The sequence below is a fragment of the Mesorhizobium sp. CO1-1-7 genome, from assembly GCF_020164885.1.
GTDB lineage: Bacteria > Pseudomonadota > Alphaproteobacteria > Rhizobiales > Rhizobiaceae > Mesorhizobium > Mesorhizobium australicum.
In genome coordinates this window covers 36499-49562 of sequence record NZ_JAIUHA010000004.1, presented here as the reverse complement: position 1 = coordinate 49562, position 13064 = coordinate 36499, and the positions used below count along the sequence as shown (strand labels likewise).

Here is a 13064-nt window from a genome sequence, read left to right as displayed (position 1 = left end):
GGAGCCATGTACACATGCAGTACTTTGTCCAGCAGCTTATCAACGGGCTGACGCTGGGATCGATCTATGGGCTGATCGCGATCGGCTACACGATGGTCTACGGCATCATCGGCATGATCAATTTCGCCCATGGCGACATCTTCATGGTGGGCGCTTTCACGGCGCTGATCGTATTCCTCATCCTCGGCGCGCTGTTTTATTCGGTGCCCGTGGTCATCGCGCTGCTGGTCATGATGATCGTGGCGATGCTGCTCACCAGCCTCTACAATTGGACGATCGAGAAAGTGGCCTACCGGCCGCTGCGCGGTTCCTTCCGGCTGGCGCCGCTGATCACCGCCATCGGCATGTCGATCGCGCTGTCGAACTTCGTCCAGGTGACGCAAGGCCCGCGCAACAAGCCGATCCCGCCGATGGTCAGCCAAGTTTACAACATCAACGGCGTCAGCGTTTCGCTGAAGCAGATCATCATCGTCATCGTCACGGCTTTGCTGTTGGCGCTGTTCTGGTACCTGGTCAACAAGACCTCGCTTGGCCGGGCGCAACGCGCCTGCGAGCAGGACCGCAAGATGGCCGCACTGCTGGGCATCGACGTCGACCGCACCATCTCGATCACGTTCATCATGGGCGCCGCTCTTGCCGCTGTCGCCGGCACGCTGTTCCTGATGTACTACGGCGTCATCGCCTTCTCGGACGGCTTTACCCCCGGGGTCAAAGCATTCACGGCGGCGGTTCTTGGCGGCATCGGCTCATTGCCAGGTGCGGTGCTGGGCGGCCTCCTGATCGGCTTCATCGAGAGCATGTGGTCGGCCTATTTCTCGATCGACTACAAGGACGTCGCCGCGTTCTCGATCCTGGCAATCGTGCTGATCTTCCTGCCTTCCGGCATATTGGGCCGGCCAGAAGTCGAAAAGGTCTGAGACCATGGCCGTGACCGTATCTCCAGAGCGCGACACCGTCGCCAGCCCCATGCAGCGCGCGCTGCGCGAGGGCTTCTATGCCGGCGCCATCTCGCTTGGCCTGTTCGTGCTGTTCATCGGCCTCAAGACAGACCAGAACATCTCCAATGAACTGGTCCTGGTGAAGCGCTGGGGCCTCTTGGCTGCCGTGGTGATCGCCACGGCTATCGGCCGTTTCCTTTATGTCGCCTATGGTCAACCCTTCATGGCCAACCAGAAGATCGCCGATGTCGCCACCGGCCTGTTGCCGGCCAGTGCGGCGTCGCGCTTCTTCCTGTTGCCGGCGTTTGTCGTGGCGATCATCGCGGTGGTGCTGCTGTTCGTGTTCAACGGCTCGCTTCCCGGATGGATAGGAGCAGAGGCGGCCGGCTATCTGCAGTTCCTGCGCGCGCTCGCAATCATCTATGCGCTGGCCTGTGTGATCTACTATTACCGCGGCTTCATCCACGCCAACTTCACCAAGCTCGGCATTGCCGCGCTGGTGCTCTATCCGATCCTTGTCATCGTCGTGCTGTCGCTGATGTCGTGGTCGGTCGCCACCGGATTGCAGGGCTCGCTGAAATGGGTCGACAATTTCGGCATCCAGATCCTGATCTACGTGATGCTGGCCTGGGGGCTGAACATCGTCGTCGGCCTCGCCGGCCTGCTCGATCTGGGCTACGTCGCCTTCTACGCCGTCGGGGCCTACGCCTATGCGCTGCTTGGCACAACCTACGGCCTGTCGTTCTGGATACTGCTTCCGGCGGCCGGCGCCATGGCCGCCTTCTGGGGCGTGCTGCTCGGCTTTCCGGTGCTGCGCCTGCGCGGCGATTACCTGGCGATCGTTACCCTTGCCTTCGGGGAGATCATCCGCCTGGTGCTGATCAACTGGCGCGATGTGACCAACGGTTCGGCCGGTATCTCCGGCATCCCGAAAGTCACCTTTTTCGGCCTGATGACCTTCAACGTCTCGGACCCCAACTACATCGCCAAGGTCCTGCACCTCGCGACCTCGAGCGCCTACTACAAGATCTTCCTCTATTACCTGATCCTGGCGCTTTGCATGCTCACCGCCTTCGTCACCATCAGGCTGAGGCGCATGCCCGTCGGGCGTGCCTGGGAAGCGCTGCGCGAGGACGAGATCGCCTGCCGCTCGCTCGGCATCAACACCACCACGACCAAGCTGACGGCCTTTGCCACCGGTGCCATGTTCGGCGGTTTTGCCGGGGCATTCTTCGCCGCGCGGCAAGGCTTCGTCAGCCCGGAATCCTTCGTCTTCCTGGAATCGGCCATCATCCTGGCCATCGTCGTCCTTGGCGGCATGGGGTCGCTGGTCGGCATCGCCGTCGCCGCGATGGTGATGATCGGCGGCACCGAGGCGCTGCGCGAGCTCGACTTCCTCAAACAGGTCTTCGGGCAAGATTTCACCCCCGAACTCTACCGCATGCTTCTGTTCGGCATGGCCATGGTCATAGTCATGCTGTGGAAGCCGCGGGGCTTTGTCGGCAGTCGTGAACCGACAGCCTTCCTCAAGGAGCGAAGGGCTGTCTCAAGCTCCTTCACCAAGGAGGGTCACGGCTGATGAATGCGAACGCACAAGTGAACGACGCCATCCTGCAGGTCGATCATCTGTCGATGAAGTTCGGCGGTCTGGTCGCCATCGGCGACCTGTCCTTCACCGCCAGGCGCGGCGAAATCACCGCGCTGATCGGCCCCAACGGCGCCGGCAAGACCACCGTGTTCAATTGCATCACCGGCTTCTACAAGCCGTCGGAAGGCATGATCACGCTCAACCGGGCCGATGGCTCCAGCTACCTGCTGGAACGGCTGCCCAACCATGAGATCCCGGCGCGCGCCAAGGTGGCGCGCACCTTCCAGAACATCCGCCTGTTCTCGGGCATGACGCTGCTGGAGAACCTGCTCGTCGCCCAGCACAACAAGCTGATGAAGGCGTCCGGGTATACGATCCTGGGCCTGTTCGGCTTCAGCGGCTACCGCAAGGCCTCGGCCGAATCGGTGGAGCTTGCCAAGCACTGGCTGGAAAAGGCCGATCTCGTCGATCGCGCCGACGATCCGGCCGGCGACTTGCCCTACGGCGCACAGCGGCGGCTCGAGATCGCGCGCGCCATGTGCACCGGTCCCGAGCTTCTGTGCCTCGACGAACCGGCGGCCGGTCTCAACCCGAAGGAATCGGCGGCTCTCAACGAACTGCTGATGGGGATCAAGCACACGACAGGCACCTCGATCCTCCTGATCGAGCACGACATGTCGGTGGTCATGCAGATCTCCGACCATGTCGTGGTGCTGGAATATGGCCGCAAGATCTCCGACGGCAATCCGCAATCGGTGCGCACCGACCCGCGCGTCATCGCTGCCTATCTTGGCGTCGACGACGAGGAGGTCGAGACCGTACTTACCGAAGTCGGCGACGAGGACGTCATCGAACAGCTCGACATCGGCCCCGATTCCGCGCATGGCCCGGGGACATCGTCGTCGTATCTGGCCGGGCCGGTGAGCGACACCGTCGGCCATAGCCAAGGCGAACGCGTAACCGTGTCGAAAGGCGCCTCGAAGGCAGCGCAGGTCGATGCCCGCGCTGCCAGCGTGGCAAGCAGGCCTGTTGCCCCGAGACCGGCGCCGGCCAAGCCCGCCGCGAAGAAAGCGGCACCACGGAAAACGGCCGCCAAGGCGCCTGCCGCGAAGGCCGAAGGCGTTTCGAACCGCCTCGCTGCCCCCCGTGGCGGCAAGGCCGACAATCTGACCCGCATCAAGGGCATCGGCACGGTCAACGAGAAGAAGCTCAACGAACACGGCATCTTCCACTTCGACCAGATCGGCGCCTGGAAGAAGGCAGACGTCGAGGCGGTCGAGGCCTACCTGGCCTTTGACGGACGCATCGCGCGCGAGGAGTGGGTCAAGCAGGCCAAGCTGCTCGGCCAAGGCAAGGATACGGAATTCTCGCGCCGCGTCGATGCAGGCAAGGTGGCGACCAGCCATGTGTCCGGCAAAGCCAAGGCGAGCACGCCCAAGCCCGTTCAGGGCAAGCGTGGAGGGGGCAAGTGATGGCCACGACAACGCTGCTCGATATCAAGGGCGTGGAGACTTATTACGGCAACATCCGTGCGCTGAACGGCGTCAATGTCAGCGTCAAGCAAGGTGAGATCGTGGCGCTGATCGGCGCCAACGGCGCCGGCAAGTCGACGCTGATGATGACCATCTTCGGGGCTCCACGCGCCCGCACGGGCACCATCACCTTCAACGGGACCGATATCACCCAATTGCCGACACACGAAATCGCGCGCATGCGCATTGCCCAGTCACCGGAGGGCCGGCGCATCTTTCCGCGCATGACGGTGATGGAAAACCTGCAGATGGGCGCCAGCCTCGACAACCTCAAATATTATGGCGAGGACGTCGAGAAGGTGTTCACGCTGTTCCCCAGGCTGAAGGAGCGCATCGCCCAGCGTGGCGGTACGCTGTCGGGCGGCGAGCAGCAGATGCTGTCGATCGGACGCGCACTGATGGCGCGGCCGAAACTGCTTCTGCTCGACGAGCCGTCGCTGGGCCTGGCGCCGCTGATCGTCAAGCAGATCTTCGATGCCATTCGTGAGTTGAACCGCACCCAAGGGCTGACCGTATTCCTGGTCGAGCAGAACGCGTTCGGCGCGCTCAAGCTCGCCACGCGCGGTTATGTCATGGTCAACGGCAATGTGACGATGAGCGGCACCGGCAAGGAGCTGCTCGCCAATCCGGAAGTGCGCGCCGCCTATCTCGAAGGCGGACATCACTGAGTTCAGGAGACTTCCCATGCAAGGCATTCTCTACGAGGAACCGTCGATCTGGCAGTTCTTCTTCGTCACCTGCCTGCTCGGCGGATGGGCGGCCTGGATGACCGGCAAGGCCAGTGCCCAGACGTGGCGCAGCTTCATCCAGCTGTTTGCCTATCTGCTCGGGCTCGGCATCGGAATCCGCTTCATCCATCACGCGCTGTTCGACGGCACGATGTTCTCGCTGCATTACTATATCGTCGACACCATCGTGCTGATGATACTGGGCTTCGTCGGCTATCAATACACACGAACCAACCAGATGGTCACACAGTATAATTGGCTCTACGAAAGAGCTTCAATCTTGAGCTGGAAACCGAAAGGTTGACGTTCATCATTAACGCCGCGTCAGGGATGAATCGGCGTGACAAGTGCCTGAAAATCGGCAAACTATGCTTTCTGCGATAAGGGTGGGCATCGCATGAAAGCTTCATCCACGCCCACTCCGTTAATGGGAGCGTTTAAATGAAAAAGTCACTTTTGTCCGCCGTGGCCCTGACCGCGCTCGTCGCGTTCGGCGGCAACGCGTGGGCTGATGTAATGTTCGCCGTCGCCGGGCCGATCACCGGTCCGAACGCGGCCTTCGGCGCACAGTTGCAGAAGGGCGCCGAAGCGGCGGTCGCCGAGATCAATGCCAAGGGCGGCATCAATGGCGAGCAGATCAAGCTCGAAGTCGGCGACGATGTCTCCGATCCGAAGCAGGGCATCTCGGTCGCCAACAAGTTCGTCGGCGACGGCGTCAAGTTCGTGATCGGCCACTTCAACTCGGGCGTGTCGATCCCGGCCTCCGAAGTGTACGCCGAAAACAACATCGTCGAAATCACGCCGGCCGCAACCAACCCGAAGTTTACCGAGCGCGGCTTGTGGAATGTGTTCCGTACCTGCGGACGCGACGACCAGCAGGGCAGCATCGCTGGCGCCTATATCGCCGCGAACTTCAAGGATGCCAAAGTCGCCGTGATCCATGACAAGACCCCTTATGGCCAGGGCCTCGCGGACGAAACCAAGAAGGCGATGAACGCCGCCGGCATCAAGGAAGTGATGTATGAAGGCGTCAATGTCGGCGACAAGGACTTCTCGGCGCTGATCGCCAAGATGAAGGAAGCCGGCGTCACCCTGATCTACTGGGGAGGCCTGCACACCGAAGCCGGCCTGATCATCCGTCAGTCGGCGGACCAGGGCCTCAAGGCCCCGATGATGTCGGGTGACGGCATCGTGACGGACGAACTCGCCGCCATCGCGGGCGACGCAGTCGCCGGCACCCTCAACACGTTCGGCCCCGACCCGCGCCTGATCCCAGCCAATAAGGAACTCGTCGAGAAGTTCCGCGCGCAGGGTTTCGAGCCGGAAGCCTACACGCTCTACGCCTATGCCGCCGTGCAGGTGGTCGCCGAGGCGGCCGCTGCCGCCAAGACGAACGATCCGCAGGCCGTCGCCAAGGCGATGCATGAAAGCGGCCCGTTCCCGACCGTTCTGGGCGATCTCGCCTATGACGCCAAGGGCGATCCGAAGCTGCCAGGCTACATCATGTACGAATGGAAGAAGAAGGACGACGGGAAGTATTCCTGGTTCCCGAAGTCGTAATTCATTCGGATCCGAAACCAACGATGCCCGGCGCCTCGCGCCGGGCATTTTCTTTTGATGCGCGGCGGCAGCCGGGTTACGTCACGGTGAGCCCCCTTAGCCAGGAAGATCGCATCCAGGATCGAAATTGTCGCCATTGTTCCGTCCGTTCGAACCGATGCATGCGAGTGTTGGCCGGACAATCGATCTAAATCGGTTTAAATCGGCGTCGATTTTGTTTGCACTGCAGCATTTTCGCGCTAATCATTACCCCGATTTCCCGTTCCTTCCGCTGCTGGAGCCCAGTCCTTGGCCATCACGAAGATCCTCGTCGCCAACCGGTCAGAAATCGCCATCCGCGTCTTTCGCGCGGCCAACGAGCTGGGCCTCAAAACCGTGGCGATCTGGGCCGAGGAAGACAAATACTCGCTGCACCGCTTCAAGGCCGATGAGAGCTACCAGGTCGGGCGCGGCCCGCATCTCGGCAAGGACATGGGTCCGATCGAGAGCTATCTGTCGATCGAGGAGGTGATCCGCGTCGCCAGACTTTCAGGCGCCGATGCCATCCACCCCGGCTACGGGCTGCTGTCGGAAAGCCCCGAATTCGCCGAAGCCTGCGCTCAAGCAGGCATCACCTTTATTGGCCCGAAACCCGACACGATGCGCCGGCTGGGCAACAAGGTCGCCGCGCGCAATCTGGCCATCGAGGTCGGCGTGCCCGTGGTGCCGGCGACCGATCCGTTGCCGGACGATATAGAGGCGGTCAAGGAACTCGCCAAGACGGTCGGTTATCCGGTCATGCTCAAAGCCTCGTGGGGTGGCGGTGGCCGCGGCATGCGCGCCATCCGCTCCGAGGCCGACCTCGCCCGCGAGGTCATGGAAGGCAAGCGCGAGGCGAAGGCCGCCTTCGGAAAGGACGAGGTCTATCTCGAAAAGCTGATCGAGCGCGCCCGCCATGTCGAGGTGCAGGTGCTTGGCGACACACACGGCAATGCAGTGCACCTGTTCGAGCGCGACTGCTCGATCCAGCGCCGCAACCAGAAGGTCGTCGAGCGCGCGCCGGCGCCCTATCTTAGCGAGGACCTGCGCCAGGAACTTTGCGGCTACGCGCTGAAGATCGCGCGCGAGACCAGCTATATCGGCGCTGGCACCGTCGAATTCCTGCAGGACGCGGATACCGGCAAGTTCTACTTCATCGAGGTCAATCCGCGCATCCAGGTCGAGCACACCGTCACCGAAATGGTGACCGGCATCGACATCGTGAAGGCGCAGATCCACATCCTCGACGGTTTCGCCATCGGCACGCCGGAATCGGGTGTGCCGGCGCAGAGGGACATCCGGCTGAACGGCCATGCCTTGCAGTGCCGCATCACCACGGAAGATCCCGAACACAATTTCATTCCGGACTACGGCCGCATCACCGCCTATCGCGGCGCCACCGGCTTCGGCATCCGCCTCGATGGCGGCACGGCCTATTCCGGCGCGGTCATCACCCGCTTCTACGATCCGCTGCTGGAGAAGGTCACGGCGTGGGCGCCGACGCCGGCCGAGACGATCGCCCGCATGAACCGCGCTCTGCGCGAGTTCCGCATCCGCGGCGTCGCCACCAACCTCACCTTCCTCGAAGCGATCATCAATCACCCGAGCTTCGCCGACAATTCCTATACGACCAGGTTCATCGACACGACGCCGGAGCTGTTCCAGCAGGTCAAGCGCCAAGACCGTGCCACCAAGCTGCTCAACTACCTGGCCGACGTCAGCGTCAACGGCCATCCCGAGACGCGCGGCCGGCCGACGCCAAAGGCCGACGCGGCGCCGCCCGTGGTGCCCTATCTCAACGGCAATGTGCCGAGCGGCAGCAAGCAGAAGCTCGACGTGCTCGGGCCGGAAAAGTTCGCCGCCTGGATGCGCGAGCAAAGGGAAGTGCTGGTCACCGACACGACGATGCGCGACGGCCACCAGTCGCTGCTCGCCACCCGTGTGCGCACGCATGACATTGCCGGCATCGCCGGCACCTATGCGCGTGCCTTGCCGCAGTTGCTGTCGCTCGAATGCTGGGGTGGGGCCACTTTCGACGTCGCCATGCGCTTCCTCACCGAGGATCCATGGGAGCGGCTGTCGCTGGTGCGGGAAGCCGCCCCCAACCTGTTGCTGCAGATGCTGCTGCGCGGCGCCAACGGTGTTGGCTATACCAATTATCCCGACAATGTCGTGCAGCATTTCGTCAAGCAGGCGGCGTCGGGCGGCGTCGACCTGTTCCGCGTCTTCGACTGCCTGAACTGGGTCGAGAACATGCGCGTCGCCATGGACGCGGTCGGCGCCGAGGGCAAGCTGATCGAAGCGGCGATGTGCTATACCGGCGACATCCTCGATCCGGCGAGGGCCAAGTACGACCTGAAATACTATGTCGGGCTCGCCAGGGAATTGCAGGCCGCCGGCGCCCATATCATCGCCGTCAAGGACATGGCCGGCCTGTTGAAGCCGAGTGCTGCCCGCGTGCTGTTCAAGGCGCTGCGCGAGGCGACCGACCTGCCGATCCATTTTCACACCCACGACACATCGGGTCTGTCGGCGGCAACCGTGCTGGCGGCCGTGGAAAGCGGTGTCGACGCCATCGACGCGGCGATGGACGCCTTCTCCGGCAACACCTCGCAGCCGTGCCTGGGTTCAATCGTCGAAGCGCTGAAAGGCACCGAGCGCGATCCAGGCCTCGACCCGCAATGGATCCGAAAGATCTCGTTCTACTGGGAAGCCGTTCGCAATCAGTACGCTGCTTTCGAGAGCGACCTGAAAGGCCCGGCTTCCGAGGTCTACCTGCACGAAATGCCGGGGGGGCAGTTCACCAATTTGAAGGAACAGGCGCGTTCGCTTGGGCTGGAGACACGCTGGCACGAGGTGGCGCAGACCTATCACGACGTCAACCTGATGTTCGGCGACATCGTCAAGGTGACGCCGTCCTCCAAGGTCGTGGGCGACATGGCGCTGATGATGGTGAGCCAGGACCTGACCGTTGCCGATGTCGAGAACCCGGCCCGCGACATCGCCTTCCCGGACTCGGTGGTTTCGATGCTGCGCGGCGATCTTGGCCAATCCCCTGGCGGCTGGCCGCAGGCGTTGCAGAAGAAGGCACTCAAGGGCGACAAGCCGATCACGGCGCGGCCCGGCTCATTGCTCAAGCCGGCCGACCTCGAGAAGAGCCGCAAGGAGATCGAGGACAAGCTCGAGCGCAAGCTGTCGGAATACGAGTTCGCCTCGTGGCTGATGTATCCGAAGGTGTTTTCCGACTTCGTCGCCGCGCAGGAGACCTACGGCCCGGTCAGCGTTCTGCCGACGCCGACCTATTTCTACGGCATGAAATCGGAAGACGAGATTTTCGTCGATATCGAAAGGGGCAAGACCTTGGTCGTGCGCTGCCAGGCGTTCGGCGATGTCGACGACAACGGCATGGTCACGGTGTTCTTCGAGCTCAACGGCCAGCCGCGGCGCGTGAAGGTGCCCGATCGCGCACATGGCGCGTCGGCGGCCAAGGCGCGTCGCAAGGCGGAGCCCGGCAACGAGGCGCATGTCGGGGCGCCGATGCCGGGTGTGGTCTCCGCACTTTCGGTCGCCGCCGGCCAGGCGGTCAAGGCCGGCGACGTGCTGCTCTCCATCGAAGCGATGAAGATGGAGACGGCGCTGCACGCCGAGCGCGACGGGACGGTCGCCGAGGTGCTGGTGAAGGCCGGCGACCAGATCGATGCGAAGGATCTCCTGATCGCCTTCAACTGAGAGCTCGCAAGGAACGGGCAGGCTGTCGGCTCATGACGGCAGGCCTTGGCGAGCTGTTCGATAACGGCTTGACCCGCCGGCTCCGGTCGGGCATCGAACCGCTGAAATTCGTCGCGGCACGTTCCCCGAGTCGCGGCGCGGAACCGATTTGGAGAAAACATGGCCGACGATATCACCGAGACCAGCCAGACTGTTGCCGCCGGCCAGCTGCGTGCCTTGATCGAGCGCATCGAGCGGCTCGAGGAAGAAAAGAAGACGATCTCCGACGACATCAAGGAAGTCTTCGCCGAAGCCAAGGGCACCGGCTTCGACACCAAGGCAATCCGCACCATCATCCGTCTGCGCAAGAAGGACCAGGCCGAGCGCCAGGAGGAGGACGCCATCCTCGATCTATACATGGCCGCCCTCGGCATGGTGTAAGACTAACCGGCCGGTGCCCGACGCGGTTGCCGGAGATACGGTTCGAACCATGAGCGAATTCGACTTCGGCGGCCGCCGCGCCTCGGAATTCCGCCATCGCGGCTTCTGGTCGCTGTTTGCCGAACGGCATCCGGAGGAAAGAGCCCGGCTGGCGCGACGCGGGCCCTGGTTCTGGCAGCGCGGACTGCCCGATTTCGCTCTGGTACTTTCCATGTATGTCGCGCCGGCGCAGAACCATGTCGGTGTCTTCTTCGGCCGCAACGAGAAGTTCGGCGCCACGCAAAGCTGGTCGCGGCTGAAGCCGTTCCGACCAGCGATCGAAGACAGGCTGAAGCTCAGGCCGGAACAAAGCTGCGAAGGCCTTGGCATCAATTCGATGTGGCGCGTCAACTGCTTTGCCGAGGACAACTGGCCTGCCATGACCGACTGGCTGGTGACGGAATGCTCGCGGGTCGAGTGCGCCGTGACCGAAGTGCTGAGGCAGGGGTAAGTGATCGCGGATTTCTTCCGCTCGCGTTGGCTTGGCGAGGTGCCGATCGACCGGCTGTTCTGGCGCGACATGATGCTTGTCGGAACCGCGATCAATATTGCGTCGTCTGCCGGGGCGCTGATCTTGCTTGGGCTGAAGATGCCGCTCGGCCTTGTCCTTGCGGTGCATTTCGCACCGGTGCCCTACAGCATCTTCCTGGCTTTGGCGGTCTGGCGCACGGCTGAGAAGGCCGGTGGTGCCAGGGCTTCCCTCTTCATGCTGGGATCAGCGCTCTGGCTGATCGCCACCATCGTCGTCTGACGAAGCTGCCCGCAAAGGGCGGCCGGAGCCGCCCTTGGCAAGCATTCATGCCGCGTTGTTCAGGCGGCCGGCTCGAATTTCAGCGCCACGCCATTGATGCAGTAGCGCAGGCCGGTCGGCGGCGGGCCGTCCTCGAAGACATGGCCGAGATGGCTGCCGCAACGGGCACAATGGCATTCGGTGCGGACCATGCCGTAGCTGCGGTCGACGGTGTTCTCGACCGAGCCCGGCACGGGATCGTTGAAGCTCGGCCAGCCGGTGCCGCTCTCGAATTTCAGCGTGGATTGGAACAGCGGCTGGTCGCAGCCGACGCAGGAAAAAGTACCGGCGCGCTTCTCGTACAGCAGGGCACAGCTTCCCGGCCGCTCGGTGCCATGGTTGCGCATGACGGCGTATTGCTCCGGCGTCAGCCGGGCGCGCCATTCGGCGTCGGTGCGGGTGACGGGGTAAGTGTGGGTGTCCATTTGATCTCCTCAGCCTTGGCGGCTCGTTCTTGGTTGCAACCGGATATTCGCAACAAGATAGGGGTTTGTTACAGACCTGCCCAGTCCCGAGCGCTCCGGACATCTCAATGTTTGCGCGACAATTGCCTCGTGGCGCCCTCCAGTCCGGCCAGTGTCAACGGGAACATGCGGCCGCCGAAGATGTCACGGATTATCGCGATCGAATGAGTAAAGCCCCAGTTCTTTTCGCTCTCGGGGTTAAGCCAAACCGCGTTTGGCCATTGCCGCAGCAGCCGGCCGAGCCAGACGGCTCCTGCCTCGGGGTTCCAGTGTTCCACCGAGCCGCCTGGGTGAGCGATCTCGTATGGGCTCATCGAGGCGTCGCCGACGACGATGACCTTATAGTCGGCGCCATATTTATGAATGAGGTCGAAGGTCGAAATCGTCTCGGCATGGCGGCGGCGATTGTCCTTCCACACGCCTTCGTAGAGGCAGTTGTGGAAATAGAAATATTCGAGCTGTCGGAATTCGGCGCGGGCGGCCGAAAATAGCTCCTCGACGCTTTTGATATGATCGTCCATCGAGCCGCCGACATCGAAGAACATCAGGAGCTTCACCGCGTTGCGACGCTCGGGCCGTGTCTGGACGTCGAGATAGCCGTGCTCGGCGGTGGCGTGGATGGTGCCGGGCAGATCGAATTCTTCCTCTGCGCCGTCGCGCACCCAGCGGCGCAGGCGCTTCAGCGCGATCTTGATGTTGCGGGTGCCGAGTTCGACGGCATCGTCGAAGTTCCGGAACTCGCGCTTGTCCCAGACTTTCACCGCGCGGCGGTTGCGGCTTTCGTTCTGGCCGATGCGCACGCCTTCGGGGTTGTAGCCATAGGCGCCGAAGGGAGAGGTGCCGCCGGTGCCGATCCATTTCGAACCGCCCTGGTGGCGGCCCTTCTGTTCCTCGAGCCGCTGCTTCAGCGTCTCCATCAGCCTGTCGAAACCGCCCAGCGCCTCGACCAGTTTTTTCTCTTCTTCGGTCAGGTGCTTTTCGGCGAGCCGGCGCAGCCATTCCTCGGGAATATTGGCGACGTCGACCGCATCCGGCCCGCCCAGTGCCTCGACGCCCTTAAAGACATGCGCGAAGACCTGGTCGAAGCGGTCGATATGGCGCTCGTCCTTAACCAGTGCGGCGCGGGCGAGGTAGTAAAAACCTTCGACGTCGTAGTCGACCAGCCCGGCTTCCAGCCCCTCCAGGAGAGAGAGGTATTCCCTGAGCGAAACGGGAACGCGGGCTGCCTTCAGCTCGAGGAAGAAGGGGATGAACATGG

11 protein-coding genes and 1 pseudogene are annotated in these 13064 nt (G+C 62.8%); 10 read left to right on the top strand and 2 right to left on the bottom strand.

Annotation, left to right across the window (positions count from 1 at the left end; all coding sequences use genetic code 11):
* The first annotated feature begins 14 nt into the window (after positions 1-14).
* The 10 genes and pseudogenes from LB516_RS09505 to LB516_RS09460 all read left to right on the top strand — a co-directional run bounded on the left by LB516_RS09505 (position 15) and on the right by LB516_RS09460 (position 11303).
* Positions 15-917 (top strand): branched-chain amino acid ABC transporter permease, encoded by a 903-nt coding sequence (locus LB516_RS09505; protein WP_015315217.1) that lies wholly within the window; start codon positions 15-17, stop codon positions 915-917.
* A 94-nt stretch (positions 918-1011) separates the two neighbouring features.
* Positions 1012-2517 (top strand): annotated as a pseudogene (gene livM, locus LB516_RS09500) (high-affinity branched-chain amino acid ABC transporter permease LivM); the annotation flags it as partial.
* Positions 2517-3998 carry an ATP-binding cassette domain-containing protein gene (locus tag LB516_RS09495; protein ID WP_224719396.1) on the top strand — a complete coding sequence of 494 codons (1482 nt, stop codon included), beginning with the start codon at positions 2517-2519 and terminating at the stop codon, positions 3996-3998. The pseudogene livM and the gene LB516_RS09495, both read left to right, overlap by 1 nt.
* The gene (locus LB516_RS09490) at positions 3998-4726 is read left to right on the top strand and encodes an ABC transporter ATP-binding protein (protein WP_015315220.1); all 729 of its coding nucleotides are present in this window, start codon (positions 3998-4000) and stop codon (positions 4724-4726) included. Before LB516_RS09495 ends, LB516_RS09490 begins: the two co-directional genes overlap by 1 nt.
* 16 nt (positions 4727-4742) lie before the next feature.
* Positions 4743-5090, top strand: coding sequence for a DUF6867 family protein (locus LB516_RS09485; protein WP_013892487.1), 348 nt, complete (start codon positions 4743-4745; stop codon positions 5088-5090).
* A 137-nt stretch (positions 5091-5227) separates the two neighbouring features.
* Positions 5228-6346 carry a branched-chain amino acid ABC transporter substrate-binding protein gene (locus tag LB516_RS09480; protein ID WP_015315221.1) on the top strand — a complete coding sequence of 373 codons (1119 nt, stop codon included), beginning with the start codon at positions 5228-5230 and terminating at the stop codon, positions 6344-6346.
* 288 nt (positions 6347-6634) lie between these two features.
* A complete protein-coding gene (gene pyc, locus LB516_RS09475; RefSeq protein ID WP_224719395.1) occupies positions 6635-10093 on the top strand; it encodes a pyruvate carboxylase in 3459 nt (1152 codons plus the stop codon).
* Between the two features lie 159 nt (positions 10094-10252).
* A complete protein-coding gene (locus tag LB516_RS09470) occupies positions 10253-10513 on the top strand; it encodes a DUF2312 domain-containing protein (protein ID WP_015315223.1) in 261 nt (86 codons plus the stop codon).
* A gap of 49 nt (positions 10514-10562) precedes the next feature.
* Positions 10563-11003 (top strand): hypothetical protein, encoded by a 441-nt coding sequence (locus LB516_RS09465; protein ID WP_140616613.1) that lies wholly within the window; start codon positions 10563-10565, stop codon positions 11001-11003.
* On the top strand, positions 11004-11303 hold the full coding sequence (locus tag LB516_RS09460; RefSeq protein WP_140616614.1) for a hypothetical protein: 300 nt from the start codon (positions 11004-11006) through the stop codon (positions 11301-11303).
* Positions 11304-11362: 59 nt separating this feature from the next.
* Here the strand turns inward: LB516_RS09460 and msrB are convergent, their stop codons facing one another.
* Entirely contained in the window at positions 11363-11767 is a 405-nt protein-coding gene (gene msrB, locus LB516_RS09455) for a peptide-methionine (R)-S-oxide reductase MsrB (RefSeq protein ID WP_140793055.1), read from the bottom strand.
* 104 nt (positions 11768-11871) lie between these two features.
* Positions 11872-13062, bottom strand: coding sequence for a vWA domain-containing protein (locus tag LB516_RS09450; RefSeq protein ID WP_224719394.1), 1191 nt, complete (start codon positions 13060-13062; stop codon positions 11872-11874).
* Between the last annotated feature and the right edge of the window lie 2 nt (positions 13063-13064).